Here is an 18,574-nt window from a genome sequence, read left to right on the forward strand (position 1 = left end):
ACAATTAATGCTTCCCCACAATTTGCCCACGTGATTTCAAAAAATCATTGTATTGGTTTACAGATGTCTCTTCCATAGATTTTGTCACATGTAAATAAACATTTGCTGTCATGTCAATTGTAGAATGTCCTAAACGCTCAGAAACATATTTAAGATTAGCACCACTTTGTAATAAATGTACAGCATGGGTATGCCTAAATCCATGTAGGGTAATATATTTGTGTTCACTTTCTTTACAAACCCTTTGTAAAAATTTTAATGTTCCTGTGTGTAGCATACAAGAGTTATCTTCATGGGTAAAGATGAAATTATAGTTTTTATAATATTTGCCATGCTTTAATATGTTTTTGGTCTGCTCTATTTTTATTTTTTTTAATATGCTTAATGTAGAAGTATCTATGGAAATGATCCTAACGCTATTTTTATTTTTCGGAGGACCAAAAATTATTGAATCAGTCCTTGTAGTAGAGAGCAAAGTTTTGGTTATATGAAGACTTTTTGTATTAAAGTCAATATCTGTCCATTGTAAAGCCAGGCATTCTCCAATTCGTAAACCAGTCCTTGATAAGAACATAAATAGAGAGTAATATTTGTAACTTTCCTTTTGAATCAAAATATAATTTAAAAATGAGTCTAGTTCATCTATGTCATAACATTTTACTATATGTTTCTTGTTTAATACATGACGTTCTTTTATTTTTGCTTTAGTAGAAGGATTTTTACTAATAATTTCAAGCTCGTTCACAGCAATGTCTAACGCTTGGTGTATGGTAGCATGAATAGTTTTAACAGTTTTTTTTGTAAGATGTTCTAGAAGTTTATTAATAAATCCTTGGTAGCGAATTCTTGTTAAATCTTTTAGCTTCATATCGCCGAAGGCTGGCAAAATATATATTCTTATGTTTTTTTCATAAATCCTATATGTTCCAGGGGAAACATTCCCCTTTTTATATGTTTCTAGCCATTCATACATATAATCATAAAACGTCATGTTACTGCTTTGCATGTTTATACCATTAGCTATTTTCTCTTCAATTTTGGCAGCTGCTAATTGTGCCTCTTTCTTTGTTTTAAATCCCCCTTTGGAGGTTTCTTTATATTTTCCCATTTCTTTATACCTAACTCTATATTCCCATGTATCGTTACGTTTTCTAAAACTAGCCACTTTAATCACTCCATTCTATATTTTATAAGAATGTTTTTTTGTTTTTGCTTGAAAATATATTGTGGATTTTAAATGAATCTATCCATTTGTTTAGGTATTCCATAAAACTGTAATAATTCTTGCTTTGTTTGTATGTAGTAATCATGATGACTTCCATCGATAAGAAATCTTGTTGCAAAATAGTTTGCTTCAGCTTCTATACGAATTTCAGAACAAAGAGACAACTTGGATAATTTAGGTGTATTTTCGTCTGGATGAAATATAGCATGCCCCAATTCATGAAAACAGGTGAAGACTTGATTTGGGTATGAAAGTCTTTCGTTAATATGTATAAAAGGGATACGAGATACTTTATGGTAGTATCCATAAATATCCCCTAATGCTTCAGTGATAACAACTATGCCCTTTGCTTCAGCAATAAGAAATGGATCTCTGGTGTTATATCGTCTAAGTAGTTCATCTATTTTTAAATTGATTTGCTGTTTTGAAACCAACCAGATCCACTCCAATCACTCTTCGTTTCTATATTTTTTAGGTGTAAATTTCTTTTTAGCCATTTGTTTCCCTAATCTAAGAGAATTTTCTAACGAGAGGAGTAATAATTGTTTCGTTTCCTCTGACATTGGTTCGGACTCTTTAGAGAAAGCGAGGGCGTCAGCGTTACTCATGTCTTCTATTAGTTCTTCTAATTTCTTTTGAATATCTTTTTCATCTTTTTCGGTAAGCTCCCAATATTGTTTTTTTGTTCTACCCAGTAAGTAATCTATCGAAACTTTGAAGTAGTCAGCCACTTTTTGCACACGTTCAACGGAAGGCGTTCTTTTTTTCCATTGGTAAATGGTGTTTTGACCAAATCCTAAATCTTCTTCTAATTTAGATACAGAGATATCTTTCTTTTGACAAAGTTGTTTTATGATTTCTGTAATTCCCACTAGATCAACCCTTTCAACTAGCACAGAGTTAGTTTATCAATAAGTTAGTTTTGATTGTTGACAACTAACTTATTTGATAATATACTTTGTACATGAGCTACTTATTTAGCCGTTGCAACACTACAAAGAAAAGAAGGGAAATCAAGTTCCACAACGTTTAAGTGCTACAAGTTTAGATTTATTTAGCTATGACCTTATTTTATTCAATAAGTTAGTAAAAGTCAATAAAAAGCTAAAAATTTAGCTTATAAATTTTAAAAGGAGTTTTCTTTATGGATAAAACATTTGGAAAAAGAGTGAAAGTTTGGCTTTTCGTTAATGATATGAAGCAAGGAGAACTAGCGAAAATGCTAAATATATCAGGTCCATACTTATCAGATATTCTTCTAGGAAAGCGTGAAGGAAAAAAAGTGAAAGAAAAAATTAAAGGGATTTTAGAAAGTGAGAAGGTGTCCTAATGACAGCGACAGTACAAATCATCATAGATGATAACTACTTGCAAAAAGAAGTTGTTCGTCAAGTCAATGAACGATTAGTAGATATGGGAGTCGGTACTTGGTGGGATATGAAAAGACTTCAATATGAAACGAGTAGAAGTTATGACTGGTTAATGGAGTATGTGGTCTATGACTTACGGGTGCAAGGATTTGCGAAACAAAAGAATAATCGATGGTTATTTAAAGCACAAGAAATGAAAGAGTTTCTGACCAAATTTTATGATGAATTGTAAGAAAGAATCAGGAATTTAGCAAGAAATAATGAATGGAAATGAGAGAAGGGGCAAATATGAATAGGGTGTTATTCGCAAGTAAATTAATGAAAGCATCGGATGTTGTAAAAAGATGTGCAGAAATGAGAAATAATCCAGCGTTATTACTTATTACTGAATTAGAAGCAAAGTGTCAGCTAAGGGAAATGAACCGTAAGGTTTCAAATCGAAGGGAGGTGAATTAATTGAAGGAGATAACACTAGTTTTTAAATCAGGAGTTAAAACAAGTTTTACAGTAGAGCAATTTAAAACATTTAAAAATAGTTTTGGATTTTTATCAGGAATTGAATATGAAGGTGCAACTCCGACAGTACCATTCCACATTAGTTTGAGTAATATCGATGCAATATTTGTGAAAGACATTGGTGGAAAGGAGTCCACTAAAGAACCTGATCATCCAATTGAAGATTTCTATGGCTGTGGAATTAAGCAAGATGATAAGTATTTTATGTTTGGCCAGGATGCTGTACTTGAAGGGAATCTAACGAATTACTTAATTGCAGAACAGAATGTTGAATGTTTTCGAGCTGTATAAAAGGAGAAACCGCCAGTTGGGGCTGACGGCCTAATAAAAACACATGTTGAGGTCATTATAGCATGAAATGAATGCATGTAAAGGAGTGAACGATCATAATTGAAAATCCAATGATTATAGGAAATCCAAATGATTCAGCGATAACGAATGTTATGGGGCATTGTGCGAGTTGCAATAAGGAAATCTACTGCGGTGAAGAGTACTTGGATTTTGAAGGTGATTGTATACACAATTCAACAGAATGCGTTAAGGAATACGTTGTTGTACATTCTACCCAAAAGATAGCAGGTGAATGAAATGAACTTACAACAAAAGATTGAAAGTGAGATATCCATTTTAAGGCGTCTAATTGATCGATACAAATTTTGTGATGATTCGGAATCCATTTGTATGGTGATTGCCTATGAATATGGATTGCAGGCGTTGATAGAAGCAAATGAAATGAGTAAACAAAAAGAGGTGCTGCCGTTTTGAATGGTGGAATTGAAGAACTAGAAAAGTCATTAAGTGTGGAACAACGAAGGTTAAGTGAACATAAAAGAGAGTTAGAAAGGCTAATAGAAAAGAAACCGATTGTGGAACAAAATATTTGGAACACGGAAAGTAAAATTTTTGATTTGGAAGCTTCTATTTTTGTTTTGAAAAGCATGGCGAAGGAGTGAATCAATTGGAAATTACAAACGGTGCTGCCATTACCAAAAGTAAAAAAGCAAAAATCATTATCTATTCAAAGCCAGGTAACGGTAAAACAACGGTTGCTGGATTGTTACCAGGTAAAACATTAGTCTTGGATATTGATGGGACAAGCCAAGTTTTAGAAGGCTATGAAAATGTAGATGTAGCTAAAATTGATGGTGAAAATCCACATGATAGCATCCTACAATTTTATGCATTAGCAAAAGTAAATATCGCTAAATACGATAACATCTTTGTTGATAATTTAACACATTACCAAAAGTTATGGTTACTTAAAAAAGGTGAAAATACGAAAAGTGGTATGCCGGAATTAAAGGATTACGCTTTACTAGATAACCATCTTTTAAAGGTAGTAGAAACGTTTAACTCATTAGATGCAAATGTTATTTTTACAGCTTGGGAAACAACAAGAAATATCATTCATGATGATGGGCAGCAATATACACAATTCATTCCAGATATTCGGGATAAAATCGTCAATCATATTATGGGAATTGTTCATGTGGTTGGTCAATTGGTTAAAAAGACAGATGGTACAAGAGGATTTGTTTTAGAAGGTAATCAAAGTGTTTTTGCTAAGAACCATCTTGATGTGCGGAAAGGCTGTATACAAGAAGAATTAATCATGTCATCCGCAAACTAATAAACAGGGGGAAATAAATAATGAGTTTCTTTAAATTTGATGAAACAAACGTAAATACAGGTTTTGAATTAGTTGCTGAAGGTAAATATGAAGCGGTAATTGTAAATGCGGAAGCTGGCAAAACACAAGCTGGTAAAGAGAAATTATCAATAGATTTTGAAATTCGAAGTGATGTAACACAACATCATCAAGGAGCAAAAGTGCTGTATAACATGTTTACGTTCGAACATGAGGTTTCGGTTAGAATCGTCAATTCTTTATTAAAAGCATGTGGTTTTGGAAATCATCATGCTTTCGTATCTGCTGAAGATATGGGGAAACAACTTCTCAATAAGAATCTACAAATCACAGTAAAACATGAAGAGTACGATAAGATTGTGGATGGTCAAAAACAAAAACGTACGGTAGCCAAGGCAAAATATTATGATGTGTCGGACGTAAATCCGATAACAAGTGGTCCAGCAGTAACAGTCGGTGATGATATGTTACCGTTTTAAATAACTACATAGAGAGGTTGGTTTGTACCGACTTCTCTTTTTTATATCTTAAAAGGCTAACCGGAGGTTGTAATGAAAAAGAATCCATACAATTTTAATGAGATACCAACAGAGCTGAAAAACTTACCGCAGTGGGTGCTTTGGCGCAAAGAAGAGAGAAATGGAAAACCGACGAAGATACCGTATCAAGCCAACGGCGAAATGGCGCAAGCAAATAATAGGCGTACATGGTCGACATTTGCAACAGCGGTCAAGTTTTATTTAGAAGGCGATTATGACGGAATAGGGTTCGTGTTCAGCAGGCAGGATAACTATATAGGAATAGACATTGATAAGTGTGTTGTGGCCGGAAAAACAAATACTTTTGCAACAGAAATTATCGATACAGTAGACAGTTATACAGAGTTTTCACCATCAGGAAAAGGTATCCACATCATTATCAAAGGGAACCTTCCACAATCTGTTTTAGGTACTGGAAGGAAGAATACCAAGCATGGTTTAGAAATTTACTCATACGGACGATTCTTCACATTCACTGGAAATCGAGAAAATTCTAATGATGTGTATGATCGTACGGATGAATTAGCAGAAGTGTTTGAACAGTATTTCGATGATAGTGACATACAAGGTCGCGTGAATTTAGCAGAATTTGAAAAAGATGAAATCAAAATTTCAAATGATGCTTTATGGGAGAAAATGTTCCGTAGTAAAAATGGCGATGAAATTCGCTCATTATACAATGGAAGCCTAATTAATAAAGATCATTCGGCAAGTGACCTTTCTCTATGTAACCATTTAGCATTTTGGACAGGGAAATCAGCAACACGAATGGATTCCATGTTTCGTGAGACGAGCTTAATACGTGATAAATGGGACGTTATCCATTTCAGAGATACAAACGAAACATATGGGGAAAGAACGATAGCAACGGCTATTTCATCTACTTCTTCCACAATTCTAGATTATAAGCAACCATTCGATGAATTTTCATTTGATTTTATAAGTGAAGATGTAGCTGAAGTTGTGGAAGACAAACCAAAAAGGAAATTTAAACTAACGGAACTTGGAAATGCGGAACGTATTGCTTATGAATACGGCCACGTAATTAAATTCGTTCATGATATCGGTTGGTATATATGGGATGGAAAACGATGGAGAGTGGATACGAAGAAAGAAATTGAAAGAATTACAGCAAAAGTTCTCCGTAGTCTTTCTAAATCAGAAGATGAATCAGAAATAAAATGGGCACGTATGTGTGAGCGTAGAAATGTAAGAATGAATAGTATCAAAGATCTTATGCCATTGGTCCCAGGAGCGCGTGAAGATTTTGATAGCCATAAATATTTATTCAATGTTGCAAATGGAATGGTAGACTTACAGACGGGTCAGCTTCGTCCACATAATCGGGAGGTATATCTATCAAAAATCACCAATGTTACATTTGATGAGCAAGCAAAATGCCCAGAGTGGCAGAAGTTTTTAGAACAAATTTTCCAAGGAAATCAAGAGTTGACGGATTATATGCAACGACTAATTGGTTATTCTCTTACTGGAGAAATTACAGAGCAAATCATGGTCTTCTTAATCGGTGGAGGTTCCAACGGAAAATCAACTTTTATCAATATCATTAAGGACCTTATGGGTGATTATGGAAGACAAGCGAAGTCCGATACTTTTATCAAGAAGAAAGAAACAGGAGCGAATAATGATATTGCTAGGTTGGCTGGGGCCCGGTTTGTATCCGCCATCGAAAGTGAAGATGGGGAGCAACTCTCAGAGACCTTTGTCAAGCAAATAACAGGTGGTGAGCCTGTATTAGCAAGGTTCTTAAGACAAGAGTTTTTCGAGTTCATACCTGAATTTAAAGTTTTCTTCACTACAAATCATAAGCCGGTTATAAAAGGTGTGGATGAAGGGATTTGGAGACGTATTCGTTTGATTCCATTCAATCTACAGCTACCTAAAGAAAAACGTGATAAGAAATTGCCAGAGAAACTTAGCTTGGAAATGCCGGGTATTCTGAACTGGGCGATTGAAGGTTGTCTGAAGTGGCAGCAGTCAGGATTAAGCGATCCAGCGATTGTTAGGAAAGCAACAGGTGATTATAAAGAGGAAATGGATATTCTTGGTACGTTCATGTTCGAATGTTGTTTCAAAAGAGAAGATTATCAGATTGAAGCAAAAGAATTGTACGAAGTTTACGCTAATTGGTGTTTCAGAAATGGTGAGCATCAATTGAAAAACAGGGCGTTTTATCGAATTTTAGAAACGCAAGGTTTCAAGAGAGAACGTGGCAACCGAAATAAGTATTACATCAAAGGTGTTACTTTAGCAGACCGAAAAAATACTTTTAAGCAGTCAGAGTTACTGAAAAACGATGAAAATAGCGAAAGTGTTACTAAAAGTAACACATTTAAAATCTCTTAAAACCCTTATGTACCAATGGTTCAAGGTGCTTTTTATACTCTTTTTGTTACTTTTGTTACTAAGTACAACCATAAACAAAAAATAAATATATATATATTCTTTATTAGGAGCGCTAAAGGTCTCATACGGTAACATGGGTAACAAAATTCTCGAATCCCTTGGGGCTGTAAGGCTCGTGTTGATTTCAAAAAGTAACACATCGCTTATTTTAGGTGTTTTTCAGTAACACTTTAAAATAACTTTTGATAACAAGAATGGATGAATGAAAATGTTTGAAAAATTTATTGAGGAAAATATTGAACGAGATAGTAAGAGTTTTGAGCTATTAGAAAACTTATATAAGCGTTATTTAATATATTGCAAAGCTCATAATTTGAAACCTATTGGTAGGAATGGATTTACTTATAGATTTACTAAAAATCGAATTGGAGTATTGCATAAATCAAAAGGTAAATCAGCTAGGTGGGGAGTGAGATTACTTCCATGCAAGTATTAGAAATTATAAGTTTAATTTGGAAATCGGGTGCAAATATCTATCTTGATCCAAGTGATGGACGAATCGGAATAAAACGACAGAACTTAATTCCTGTGGAAGTAATGCAAGCTGCGGAGAAAAATTTCAATGGTATTGATACTTGGTTTAAGTCCTGGAAGGATGCAAACAACGAAAAGATTACAATCTTGAAGATTTTTTATGAATTTTCTGGTTGGAAACATACCCGAAAGTTACATGATTGGTTGCTTGCTGATACAGATTCATTACAAATGTTCTATGACTGGACGATTGTGCTTGCGAAGAATGGATGGACAGACGTGTATGAAGATTATCGACCATTTGAAAATGATGAATCGAATGCGATGGCAAGGAAGATATATGAACGTGCAGTTATGCATGCGAAGAAAGGAGTAGGAGCATGATCAGTTATCGTTATACCGATACGGAAATAAATAACATTCTTAAAACACTCACCATCGTGATGGATACGAGAGAGAAAGATAATACTCATATTCGAGATTATTTACATCAAAAGGGAATATCGATAAAAAATCAAAAATTAGATACTGGCGATTACGGCTGTATGATACCGAAAAATGAAGAGCTGGGCATATTTCGTGATATCTATTTAGATAGCCGAGTAGAACGGAAAGCCCATATGGATGAAATCACAGGAAATTTACAAAAAAATACGCAAACAGCATTTGAGAATGAATTAATTCGATCAAAAGAGATTCCCTTCACCTTAATTGTGGAGGACCTACATGGATATGAGAAGATGTTGCAAGGGAAGTATCATTCCAAATACAATCCACTAGCGTTACTGGGAAGGCTAAATACATTTAAAGCAAAATACGGTTTTGAAATCGTGTATTTGGATAAGAAATTCAGTGGGAATTGGATTTATCATCATTTTTATTATCAAGCGAAACATTACTTTAAATTGGGGGCTTTTTAGGAGATAAAAAAGAGGACTCTTATATAAGAGCCCTGAGAGGAAATTAGGTGAATCGCAAATTCAAAAAATTGGCGTATGAATAGTATATCCAAAGTATAAAAATATATACAACAAAGCAGCTAGCAAATGCTAACTGCCCAGTTGATAAGAGAAATTTCGTTAAATCAGGTCTCAGTTTTCAATAGATTCAGCTATTCACCAGCTTATGGATAGTATGAGCAGAAATTAGAATTTTATGCAGGAAGGAAAACATGAAAGCATATAGCAGGCTAGGTACATCATGTATACGAGTATAAAGTGAAACAAAAGTATGTTTTGAAGAAAAAAGACTGACAGAAACCTAGGAAATCGGGGGTTGAATTCTTTCTGAATACCATAGGTATCTAGAAGGGTAAAGTATCTGTAAATGGATGTTAAGTATGTATAATGAGTTTTGAGAATGCAAGGTGTGTTTTTGAAGGGATTATCTGTAACCTACCTTGCCATCATGAAAAATAGAGAAATTTGAGGAGTCCACACCATGAATGCAAAAGAAATAAGAATGTATATATTAGATTTGCAAGACAAGCATTGCGCAACGTGTGAATATCGGGCAAATCAGTCTCCGAAGTATTGTTTGAAGAATTGTAAGGTCGGAGAAGAATTGTATAGATTAGGAAAAAATTAGCTCCTTGTGTAGGACAAGTCAGAGAAAATCCGAAACGGAAAAATTGGGAAGAATTGATGCCGAAAATTTTAGAAATGTTACAAAGAGAACTACCGATGTATGTAATTGCTATAGAAGTAAACTGTGAAGTGAACACGTTGCAGAAGCAACTCAAAAAAATGGGATTATGGCAGTCAACAAGCAGAAAACAAATACAAGAAAATGCTCATAAAAGATGGGATGAACGATGTAAACAAGCTGTCATGTTCGTGAAAAAGGACTTACTTATCAAGCAATCTGTCAGCAATTAGGGTGTAGTCGGAACAGTTTGTATCATCACCTTAAAAAAAGAGGGCTAAAGTAAACATGAAACCGATGTGTGTATAGAATTACAAAATTATAAAAGTGTAGATGTGGTGAGGTAGAAATAACAGGAACGAGAGTAGGTGTATCGTCATTGTTCAATTGGCTGAAAGAATATCAAAGGTTAGAAGAGGAGATTGCCTATTTAGAATATAATCTAGATAAAACAAAAACAGAATTAAAACGCTGGATTCATGGTGATTTACAAGACGTCCGTTTAACTGCTGAATCGGAAGGTGCAAAGGTAGAAGAACGTATTGAAGCAATTGAATATGAGTTAGCACATAAGATGAATGATATGTACAAACTGAAAAAATTAATTAGTAGGTTTAGCGGGTTGGATAATAAAATACTTAAAATGAAATATGTGGATGGTATGACGTTGGAACAAATAGCTGAAGAAATTAGTTATAGCTCTAGCCATATTAAAAAGAAACATGCTGAAATAGTTCGTTTGATTAAATTCGTAGAGCGCGAAGGTATCATTTAGATTCACTCCTAAAGTGAATCGAAACTCTTGAAAATATCGATTATAGTAATAACATAAGAAATTGACGAAAGGGTAACTGGTGCACGGTTGCTCTTTTATTATACAAAAATTATATAGGTGTTGTAGAGATGCCTTTAACGTTGCATAGTGGAGATTTGAATAAGTTGGCAAGAGATACTTCACAGGACAGTATCAATTTCATGGTGGGTGACAAAAGATTATATCTTTGAAAAGGAGAGTGCAAGTAAATGATTATTGAAAATAGAAAAACAATATCGGGTATAGAGTATTGGGATAACAAAGAAAAACGAAGTCTATTTGTACCAACTGGTGAAGAACAAGGATTCGAAGTAACTGTTAATCCAGAGAGTATGATCATTAAGCATGCTGATAATAAAGTAATTGGTGTGGAAGTAATTGATGCCAATACTGAAATTAACTTGAATGATATGAATGCTGAACAGTTACTATCCTTTGCTAAAGATAATGGCATCGATGTACCAGGCAAGTTAAAGAAAGAAGAAACAATTCGTAACTATGTCGTTGAGCAATTAACGAATGATACTGAATGAAATATTGTGACTTCAATGGCTGCCATAACAAGATAAGCAAAGGGCGTTACTGCGAAGAACATAAGCGTAACAAGCCGAGGAAGAAGAAGGATAAGAAGAACATCTACCATCATGAGAACAAACCATTCTATCGTACGGATGCATGGAAGCTTGTCAGGTCTCAAGTTTACGAAAGAGAGAATGGTTGCTGTCAACGATGTGGAAGGTTCGTCTTTGGTCGAAGTGCTCATGTTCACCACGTAATACCAATCAAAAAAGATCCAACTCTTAAATTAGAAGAGGATAACCTCAGATTACTTTGTCCAGTTTGTCATACAATCGAAGAAAATGAAGATAAACCGAAAAAAGTTTTTCCGAGTTATTTTGGAAGCCCCCCTATCAAAAATTAAAATTTCCTCTTTGGGGAGGATAGGTAGCTTGGGGGGCATATTAATAGTTGCGCCATTTTTTTAAAATGAAGGGGGGTGTGAAAATGGCTCGCATGTCAAAGAAGAAAAAGTTGGAAATGCTAGATGTTGCAAGGGATGAAGAACGAAATAGAATCATAAAATTATTGACTGAAGATGACAATTTCACACCTTCCTTAGAACCATTAATTGATAATTATTTAGATGCTTTTATCATTTATAAAACGATGTTTGAAGAATGGAAAGCTGATGGTTTTGCTCCTACAAAAACGCATAAAAACAAGGCTGGAGCAGTAAATGAAATGAAACATCCGCTCGCTCAACAAGTTGAAACTTGGAATGATAAGAAGAATAAAATGTTAGAAGCTCTCGGAATGACGAATAAGGGGAAAAGTTTACAAAAAACACCAAGAAACAATGAAAATATGCAATCTAATGAACCAAAAGATGAATTAGCAGTTCATCGAGCCAAATGGCGGAAATCTACATGATGATTAAACTAGGCGTGAACTATGCGGATCAGTATGCAAGTCACGTCATGGAGCATAAAAAGAAATACCCGAAATCGATCATTCTTGCGGTAGAGCGATATAAGAAGTGGAAAAAAAGAAAAGATATTTGGTTTGAAGTAGATCGAGCAAATGAAATGTTAGATTTCGTTCAATCTTTCATCCGCCATGTGAAAGGACCACTGGCCGGTCAATTGATGGAATTAGAATTGTGGGAAATGTTTGTCTTTGCTAATATGTATGGTTGGTATCGTAAAAATGAAAAAGGGAAAGATGTCCGTGTTGTTCGAGAGGCCTATGTGCAAGTGCCAAAAAAGAATGGGAAAACAATTATTGCCGCAGGTGCACTGCTCTATGCGATGTATGGAGAACTGGAACTGGGAGCGGATTGTTATTGTGCAGCATCTGATTATGAACAAGCACAAAATGCAGCGGAACCTATTGCGCAAGCAATAGAAAACTCGGAACCGTTGGCACGACATACACAGGTGTATAAAGGAATCAATGGTACAGTGAGTGGTGCCATGTACCGATATCATAAAAATGGTATTGCTTATCAGAATAAATTTAAGGTATTAACGAAAAACACGAAGGGTCTTGAGGGAAAGAACCCTTATTTTGTATTGAACGATGAATTACATGCACAAGAAAACATGGACATGTACGATAATTTAAAATCTGCCCAGGTATCTCGTGAACAGCCCATGATGCTGAATATTTCAACGGCAGGTAAAGGCTCATCGAGCGTCGGAATGCGTGTATATAAACTTGCAAAAGAAGCGTTGGAAAAAGATAATGATGATCCTTTATTTGTTGCAATTTGGGAGCCAAACAAAGGGTATGACTGGACGGATAGAACAGTATGGAAGATGGTGAATCCGAATATTGGTGTTTCTGTTACGATGGAGCAACTCGAGAATGAGTATAAAAAAGCGCAACAATCCGCACATTCAAAAGCGGAATTTCTTTCCAAGCATCTAAATGTCTTTGTAAATAGTGCAGACAATTATTTTGAACATGATCAAGTTCAACATGTGCTTGTGGAAGATTTGGATGATCTCACAGGAGAAATATGTTATGTAGGATTGGATTTATCGAAAACAACGGATTTAACTTGTGTAAGTTTGAATTTTCCTACTCATGATAAGGAAGGCAATTCAATTTTAAAAGTGAAACAAATGTACTTTATTCCCACTGATAATATTGAATTTAGAGAAAAAGAAGATAATGTTCCCTATACCGATATGGTTGAACGTGGTTTCGTTACATTTTGTGATGGCAAGATGATAAACCAAGACCAGGTTATGGACTACATTGTGGAATGTATGAATGTATATGACGTACGACAAATAAACTATGATCCAGCAATGTCACAAAAATTAATTGAAAAACTTGAGAACATGGGTCTTGAATGTATTGCTGTAAATCAATTCCCTAATGTTATGAATGCGATGATTGATGATTCAGAAATACTAATTTATGAAAAGCGTTTAATTACAGACAATCCTTTATTTGTTTATTGCGCCCTTAATGTTGTAGTAGTAACGAATATTAACGGAATGAAAGCCCCAAGTAAGCGACAGTCCAAAAAGAAGATTGATGGATTTGTGGCTTTTTTAGTTGCTCATAAAGAAACAATGATGGTTATGGATAGCATAACTGAAGAAGGTATGGATGAATTGATTGGTGATATTTATCGATAGAGAGGCGGTGAAAAATTGGGTTTAAGGGATAGATTTTCAAATTACTTATTTAAAAAGGCTGAAAAGCGTGGTTATCTTGATGATGTTTTAGGAAAGAGTATTCGTTATGGTGGTGTGTATGTTACAGATTCAAACATCTTACAATCTAGCGATGTTTACGAGTTGTTACAAGATATCAGTAATCAAATGGTATTGGCTGATATCGTTGTGGAAGATGAATTCGGGAATGAAACTAAAGATGATATTGCACTTCGTATTTTAAAGAATCCGAATGATTATCTTACACAATCTGAATTCATTAAATTAATGACGAATACTTATTTACTCGAGGGAGAAACGTTCCCTGTATTAAATGGTGCTCAAATACATGTAGCTTCAAATGTATTTACAGAGTTAGATGATAATTTAGTAGAGCATTTTAATATTGGTGGTCACGAAATTCCTCCGTTTATGATTCGTCATGTGAAAAATATTGGCGCAGATCATTTAAGAGGAAAAGGCCTTCTTGATTTGGGAAGAGATACACTTGAGGGTGTTATGTCAGCCGAGAAAACTTTAACTGACAAATATAAAAAGGGTGGACTATTAGCATTCTTGTTACATTTAGATGCCCATATCAATCCACAGAATGGAGCGCAGTCAAAATTAATCAATGCAATTTTAGATCAACTGGAATCAATCGATGAAGCAAGGTCTGTAAAAATGATTCCTCTTGGAAAAGGGTATTCAATAGACACACTTAAAAGCCCGTTAGACGACGAAAAGACCCTAGCATACCTAAATGTATATAAAAAAGATTTAGGTAAGTATTTAGGCATAAATGTGGATACATACACAGAGCTAATCAAAGAAGATATTGAGAAAGCAATGATGTATATCCACAACAAGGCAGTTAGACCAATAATGAAAAATTTTGAAGACCATTTGAGTCTTCTTTTTTATGGTCAAAATTCGGGGAAACGAATTAAATTCAAGATTAATATTCTTGATTTTGTTACGTATAGCAACAAAACGAATATTGGTTACAACCTTGTGCGTACAGCTATTACTTCACCTGATAATGTCGCTGATATGCTTGGATTCCCTAAACAAAATACAAAGGAATCACAAGCTATTTATATTTCAAATGATGTAACTGAAATCGGTAAGAAAGAAGCGAACGATGGTTCATTGGGAGGAGGTGAAGAGAATGAAAATTGAGGTCCGAGGGAATCAAGTCATACTTGATGGTTATGTGAATGTTGTGGACAGAGAAAGTCGCATGTTGCCTTCTCCAAGGGGATATTTCAAAGAGAGAATTGTTCCTAAAACATTTGAAAGGGCATTAAAGAAAGCAAAGAATGTGGATTTACTTTTTAACCACGATAAAAATAGAAAGCTTGGCTCTATTGAAAACGGAAATCTGGAATTATATGAAGACAATATTGGTTTAAGAGCCATTGCTACGGTTACAGATGAACAAGTGATTAAGAAGGCAAGGAATAAAGAATTACGTGGTTGGTCATTTGGTTTTGTTTCTGAAAAAGATTCATGGGAAGAAGGTGAATCTGGTGTTCAAAAACGATCTATTGAAGAATTAGAGCTTTTAGAAGTTTCTATTTTGGACATGACGCCAGCTTATGTTGCAACTTCTATTGAAACTAGGGGCGAAAATACTGCCGTGATTGAAATGAGAAGTGAAGAAGCAGCTATAAAAACAGTTGTGGAAGATGATACAGAGGAAAGAAACAACATTATTAAACAAATAAAAAAAGTCCTGGAGGAAAATTAAAATGAACTTAAAAGAAATCTTAAAAGCATCTCAAGCACGAAATAAAGCTCGATTAGCAGAATTACAAGGAAAAGTAGAAAAAAATGAAGTTCGTTCGGAAGAATTAGCAGCAGTTAAGGCTGAAGTGGAAGCATTAACAGAAGAAGCGAAAACTCTTGCTGATGAATTAGCAAAATTAGAAGCAGACGAAAAGGAAGAAGATCCAGACAAAAAGAAAGATGACGATCCAGATAAAAAAGAAGATCCAGAAGTAAAAGAAGATCCAAATCAAACAAATGAAATTCCAAAAGAAGAACGTTCTGAAATCATGGCAGCTATTGCAACAGGTCTTTCTACTAAAGGTCATAAATCTACTAAAAACAAAGAAAAGGAAACTCGTTCAGCCTTTGCTAATTATATTGTGGGTAATATTGATGAAAGAGAAGCTCGTGCATTAGGATTAGTTACTGGAAATGGTTCTGTTACGATTCCAGATTTCTTAAGTAAAGAAATTATTACGTATGCTCAAGAAGAAAACTTCTTACGCCGATTAGGGACAGGGGTAAAAACAAAAGAGAACATTAAGTACCCTGTTTTAGTTAAAAAGGCAGAAGCTCAGGGTCATAAAAACGAGCGAACAAATAACGAAATTCCGGAAACGGATATTGAATTTGATGAAATCGAATTATCACCAACGGAGTTCGATGCACTTGCAACTGTAACGAAAAAATTATTAGCGCGTACAGGTTTACCAATTGAACAAATTGTTATGGACGAGTTGAAAAAAGCTTATGTTCGTAAGGAAACGCAATATATGGTGAATGGTGATGAAGCGAATAACATCAATGATGGTGCATTAGCAAAGAAAGCTGTCGAGTTTAAAACTGATGAAAAGAATCTTTATGATGCATTAGTGAAAATGAAAAATACACCTGTTAAAGAAGTACGTAAAAAAGCACGATGGGTATTAAATACAGCAGCACTAACAAAAATTGAAACAATGAAAACTGATGATGGTTTCCCATTACTTCGTCCATTTAATCAAGCAGAGGGCGGCATTGGTTATACATTGTTAGGCTTCCCTGTTGAGGAAGAAGATGCAATTGATATTCCTGATTCACCAGATACACCAGTATTCTATTTCGGTGACTTCTCTAAGTTCTATATTCAAGATGTCATTGGATCATTAGAAGTACAAAAATTAGTTGAGTTATTCTCGCGTACAAACCGAGTAGGTTTCCGCATCTGGAACTTACTAGATGCTCAATTAATTTATTCTCCATTTGAAGTACCAGTTTATAAGTACGTCTTGCAGGATGGTACGCCGACGAAACCCTGATGAACCGCTTCCGATTGGAGAAGCGGTAATTGAGAAGAGTTTGATACTTTCATAGGGGGGATGACAAAATGGGAAAAACAAAAGAAGAATTAAAAATGTTATTTGTGACGGGATATAAGCCGACGCAACAAGATTTTACAGATTTAATTGATGTAGCAGGAGTCCAAGGGCCTAAAGGAGATAAAGGCGAAACGGGAAGCCCAGGTCTGAAAGGAGACAAAGGTGATACTGGTGCGAAAGGCGCTGATGGAAAAAATGGAACGAACGGTGCCAATGGTGTTGGTGTGAAATCTATTTCTTTAACTGTTGATGGTGCTGGAAAATTAACAGGTGGAACATGGATTGGAACGGATGATAAATCGAATGCTATTGCTATAAATAACTAGTGTGGGCGCTTAATATGGGTGATTTAACTGAGAAATTAAAATCGCATATTCATTGGGAAGAGGGCATGGATGATTCTATGCTCTCTTTTTATATCAATCAAGCAAAGACTTATGTAAGAAATGCGACAGGCAAGCAGACCGAGTATTTAATTATTATGGTCGCCGGTATTTACTATGATTACAGGATTGCTGAAAAAGAATTAGAACAAGCTCTTGATGCTTTAACGCCGATGTTTGTCCAGGAGGTTTATGCTGATGAAGAGAAAGACGAATAAACTCAAATGGATGGGTGAGCTACTTAAATTAGGAGAAACCATTGATTCGGAAAATGACCGTGTTGTGATGGGATATCCGTTAGAACGTAACATTCGTTATAATAATATTGGGGTTACAGCCACTGATAAATTTACAACGAAAGATACGAATGAAATTGTAAAGAAAATTGAAGTCCGTATCGATCGTGACATTGAAAATAATCAAAAGGATTATCGTGTAAAAGTTGGTGGCCGTATCTATAATATTGAGCGTATTTATGTACGTGAAGAAGATCGATTAATGGAGGTGTCATTGTCCTATGCAAATTAGCTTTCAAGAGTTACGAGATATCATGAGGAAATCTGGTATACCAGTTTATCGTGATAGTGCACCTACAACAGCAAAATATCCTTACATTGTGTATGAATTTGTGAATGAACAGCATAAACGGGCTTCAAATAAGGTTCTAAAAGATATGCCACTTTATCAAATTTCTGTTATTACAAATGGAACTGAAAAAGATTATGAGCCGTTAAAGGCTGTTTTTAATGCAGTAGGCGTGTCTTATTCTCAGTTTGATGGAATGGGTTATGACGAGAATGACGACACTATCACGCAGTTTATCACGTATGTGAGGTGTATCCAGTAATGGCTTCCAATAACAATGGCTTTTCTGAAGCTTTAGAAGATATTAATACGCTATTACGTGTGAATAAAAAGGTCGAACTGGATGTATTGGACGAAGCAGCCAAGTATTTTGCGAGTAAATTAAAACCAAAAATCAAAGCATCCAATAAAAACAAGCGGACACATTTAAGTGATAGCCTAAAGGTTGTTGTGAAAGATGATCGTGTATCTGTGGAATTTAAAGAGGAAGCTTGGTATTGGTATTTAGTTGAACATGGTCATAAAAAAGCAAAAGGTAAGGGGCGTGTGAAAGGAAAACACTTTGTCCAGAATACCTTTGATGCAGAAGGTGACAAAATTGCTGATATGATGGCACAAAAAATAATTGATAGAATGTGAGGATGATAG

31 protein-coding genes are annotated in these 18,574 nt (G+C 35.0%); 28 read left to right on the forward strand and 3 right to left on the reverse strand.

Annotated features, from left to right (window positions below; genetic code table 11):
* Nucleotides 1-4: 4 nt before the first annotated feature.
* From MHH55_RS24745 to MHH55_RS24755, 3 genes are all read right to left on the reverse strand, one after another.
* Nucleotides 5-1,165, reverse strand: coding sequence for a site-specific integrase (locus MHH55_RS24745; protein ID WP_078187632.1), 1,161 nt, complete (start codon nt 1,163-1,165; stop codon nt 5-7).
* 68 nt (nt 1,166-1,233) lie between these two features.
* Nucleotides 1,234-1,659 carry an ImmA/IrrE family metallo-endopeptidase gene (locus MHH55_RS24750; RefSeq protein WP_078187633.1) on the reverse strand — a complete coding sequence of 142 codons (426 nt, stop codon included), beginning with the start codon at nt 1,657-1,659 and terminating at the stop codon, nt 1,234-1,236.
* A gap of 15 nt (nt 1,660-1,674) precedes the next feature.
* Entirely contained in the window at nt 1,675-2,097 is a 423-nt protein-coding gene (locus MHH55_RS24755) for a helix-turn-helix domain-containing protein (RefSeq protein ID WP_078187634.1), read from the reverse strand.
* A 272-nt stretch (nt 2,098-2,369) separates the two neighbouring features.
* On the opposite strand from MHH55_RS24755, the gene MHH55_RS24760 reads away from it, so the two are divergent.
* The 28 genes from MHH55_RS24760 to MHH55_RS24895 all read left to right on the forward strand — a co-directional run bounded on the left by MHH55_RS24760 (nt 2,370) and on the right by MHH55_RS24895 (nt 18,565).
* On the forward strand, nt 2,370-2,555 hold the full coding sequence (locus tag MHH55_RS24760; protein ID WP_078187635.1) for a transcriptional regulator: 186 nt from the start codon (nt 2,370-2,372) through the stop codon (nt 2,553-2,555).
* Complete coding sequence (locus MHH55_RS24765) at nt 2,555-2,827, forward strand: DUF771 domain-containing protein (protein ID WP_078187636.1); 273 nt, start codon at nt 2,555-2,557, stop codon at nt 2,825-2,827. The genes MHH55_RS24760 and MHH55_RS24765 overlap by 1 nt, the downstream gene beginning before the upstream one ends.
* Before the next feature lie 56 nt (nt 2,828-2,883).
* On the forward strand, nt 2,884-3,051 hold the full coding sequence (locus MHH55_RS24770; protein ID WP_169509371.1) for a hypothetical protein: 168 nt from the start codon (nt 2,884-2,886) through the stop codon (nt 3,049-3,051).
* A complete protein-coding gene (locus MHH55_RS24775) occupies nt 3,052-3,402 on the forward strand; it encodes a hypothetical protein (protein ID WP_006919349.1) in 351 nt (116 codons plus the stop codon).
* A gap of 297 nt (nt 3,403-3,699) precedes the next feature.
* Nucleotides 3,700-3,876, forward strand: coding sequence for a hypothetical protein (locus MHH55_RS24785; RefSeq protein ID WP_176116668.1), 177 nt, complete (start codon nt 3,700-3,702; stop codon nt 3,874-3,876).
* Nucleotides 3,873-4,064 carry a hypothetical protein gene (locus MHH55_RS24790; protein ID WP_023521063.1) on the forward strand — a complete coding sequence of 64 codons (192 nt, stop codon included), beginning with the start codon at nt 3,873-3,875 and terminating at the stop codon, nt 4,062-4,064. The genes MHH55_RS24785 and MHH55_RS24790 overlap by 4 nt, the downstream gene beginning before the upstream one ends.
* Before the next feature lie 5 nt (nt 4,065-4,069).
* Nucleotides 4,070-4,741: an AAA family ATPase gene (locus MHH55_RS24795; protein ID WP_340828009.1), complete on the forward strand. Its 672-nt coding sequence runs from the start codon at nt 4,070-4,072 to the stop codon at nt 4,739-4,741.
* Between the two features lie 20 nt (nt 4,742-4,761).
* Nucleotides 4,762-5,238: a DUF669 domain-containing protein gene (locus tag MHH55_RS24800; protein ID WP_078188185.1), complete on the forward strand. Its 477-nt coding sequence runs from the start codon at nt 4,762-4,764 to the stop codon at nt 5,236-5,238.
* A gap of 72 nt (nt 5,239-5,310) precedes the next feature.
* Nucleotides 5,311-7,665: a phage/plasmid primase, P4 family gene (locus tag MHH55_RS24805; protein ID WP_340881539.1), complete on the forward strand. Its 2,355-nt coding sequence runs from the start codon at nt 5,311-5,313 to the stop codon at nt 7,663-7,665.
* Nucleotides 7,666-7,933: 268 nt separating this feature from the next.
* A complete protein-coding gene (locus tag MHH55_RS24810; RefSeq protein ID WP_033692981.1) occupies nt 7,934-8,161 on the forward strand; it encodes a hypothetical protein in 228 nt (75 codons plus the stop codon).
* Complete coding sequence (locus MHH55_RS24815) at nt 8,149-8,583, forward strand: hypothetical protein (RefSeq protein ID WP_340828043.1); 435 nt, start codon at nt 8,149-8,151, stop codon at nt 8,581-8,583. Before MHH55_RS24810 ends, MHH55_RS24815 begins: the two co-directional genes overlap by 13 nt.
* Entirely contained in the window at nt 8,580-9,119 is a 540-nt protein-coding gene (locus MHH55_RS24820; protein WP_340828042.1) for an ERCC4 domain-containing protein, read from the forward strand. Before MHH55_RS24815 ends, MHH55_RS24820 begins: the two co-directional genes overlap by 4 nt.
* A 541-nt stretch (nt 9,120-9,660) precedes the next feature.
* Entirely contained in the window at nt 9,661-9,786 is a 126-nt protein-coding gene (locus MHH55_RS36480; RefSeq protein WP_367946722.1) for a zinc-finger domain-containing protein, read from the forward strand.
* A 56-nt stretch (nt 9,787-9,842) separates the two neighbouring features.
* Nucleotides 9,843-10,076 (forward strand): sigma-70 family RNA polymerase sigma factor, encoded by a 234-nt coding sequence (locus tag MHH55_RS24825; protein WP_340881542.1) that lies wholly within the window; start codon nt 9,843-9,845, stop codon nt 10,074-10,076.
* Entirely contained in the window at nt 10,061-10,129 is a 69-nt protein-coding gene (locus MHH55_RS24830; protein WP_254849831.1) for a hypothetical protein, read from the forward strand. Before MHH55_RS24825 ends, MHH55_RS24830 begins: the two co-directional genes overlap by 16 nt.
* Nucleotides 10,130-10,222: 93 nt before the next feature.
* Nucleotides 10,223-10,618, forward strand: coding sequence for a hypothetical protein (locus MHH55_RS24835; RefSeq protein ID WP_078188183.1), 396 nt, complete (start codon nt 10,223-10,225; stop codon nt 10,616-10,618).
* A 248-nt stretch (nt 10,619-10,866) separates the two neighbouring features.
* On the forward strand, nt 10,867-11,190 hold the full coding sequence (locus MHH55_RS24840; protein ID WP_078188182.1) for a hypothetical protein: 324 nt from the start codon (nt 10,867-10,869) through the stop codon (nt 11,188-11,190).
* Entirely contained in the window at nt 11,187-11,579 is a 393-nt protein-coding gene (locus MHH55_RS24845) for an HNH endonuclease (protein ID WP_078188181.1), read from the forward strand. Before MHH55_RS24840 ends, MHH55_RS24845 begins: the two co-directional genes overlap by 4 nt.
* A gap of 83 nt (nt 11,580-11,662) precedes the next feature.
* Nucleotides 11,663-12,088, forward strand: coding sequence for a P27 family phage terminase small subunit (locus MHH55_RS24850; protein WP_340828041.1), 426 nt, complete (start codon nt 11,663-11,665; stop codon nt 12,086-12,088).
* On the forward strand, nt 12,085-13,809 hold the full coding sequence (locus tag MHH55_RS24855; RefSeq protein WP_340828040.1) for a terminase large subunit: 1,725 nt from the start codon (nt 12,085-12,087) through the stop codon (nt 13,807-13,809). The genes MHH55_RS24850 and MHH55_RS24855 overlap by 4 nt, the downstream gene beginning before the upstream one ends.
* Nucleotides 13,810-13,824: 15 nt before the next feature.
* Nucleotides 13,825-15,009: a phage portal protein gene (locus MHH55_RS24860; protein WP_340881546.1), complete on the forward strand. Its 1,185-nt coding sequence runs from the start codon at nt 13,825-13,827 to the stop codon at nt 15,007-15,009.
* Nucleotides 14,999-15,580: an HK97 family phage prohead protease gene (locus tag MHH55_RS24865; protein ID WP_139362598.1), complete on the forward strand. Its 582-nt coding sequence runs from the start codon at nt 14,999-15,001 to the stop codon at nt 15,578-15,580. Before MHH55_RS24860 ends, MHH55_RS24865 begins: the two co-directional genes overlap by 11 nt.
* A gap of 1 nt (nt 15,581) precedes the next feature.
* Nucleotides 15,582-16,898, forward strand: a complete 1,317-nt coding sequence (locus tag MHH55_RS24870) for a phage major capsid protein (protein ID WP_340828039.1) — start codon at nt 15,582-15,584, stop codon at nt 16,896-16,898.
* Between the two features lie 68 nt (nt 16,899-16,966).
* The gene (locus MHH55_RS24875) at nt 16,967-17,284 is read left to right on the forward strand and encodes a collagen-like triple helix repeat-containing protein (RefSeq protein ID WP_340828038.1); all 318 of its coding nucleotides are present in this window, start codon (nt 16,967-16,969) and stop codon (nt 17,282-17,284) included.
* A gap of 14 nt (nt 17,285-17,298) precedes the next feature.
* A complete protein-coding gene (locus MHH55_RS24880) occupies nt 17,299-17,559 on the forward strand; it encodes a head-tail connector protein (protein ID WP_078188244.1) in 261 nt (86 codons plus the stop codon).
* Complete coding sequence (locus MHH55_RS24885) at nt 17,540-17,869, forward strand: hypothetical protein (RefSeq protein ID WP_340828037.1); 330 nt, start codon at nt 17,540-17,542, stop codon at nt 17,867-17,869. Before MHH55_RS24880 ends, MHH55_RS24885 begins: the two co-directional genes overlap by 20 nt.
* Nucleotides 17,859-18,188, forward strand: coding sequence for a hypothetical protein (locus MHH55_RS24890; protein ID WP_340828036.1), 330 nt, complete (start codon nt 17,859-17,861; stop codon nt 18,186-18,188). The genes MHH55_RS24885 and MHH55_RS24890 overlap by 11 nt, the downstream gene beginning before the upstream one ends.
* On the forward strand, nt 18,188-18,565 hold the full coding sequence (locus MHH55_RS24895; protein WP_340828035.1) for an HK97-gp10 family putative phage morphogenesis protein: 378 nt from the start codon (nt 18,188-18,190) through the stop codon (nt 18,563-18,565). The genes MHH55_RS24890 and MHH55_RS24895 overlap by 1 nt, the downstream gene beginning before the upstream one ends.
* Nucleotides 18,566-18,574 lie beyond the last annotated feature (9 nt).

Origin of the sequence: Bacillus sp. FSL K6-2944, assembly GCF_038005385.1 — a bacterium.
GTDB lineage: Bacteria > Bacillota > Bacilli > Bacillales > Bacillaceae_G > Bacillus_A > Bacillus_A cereus.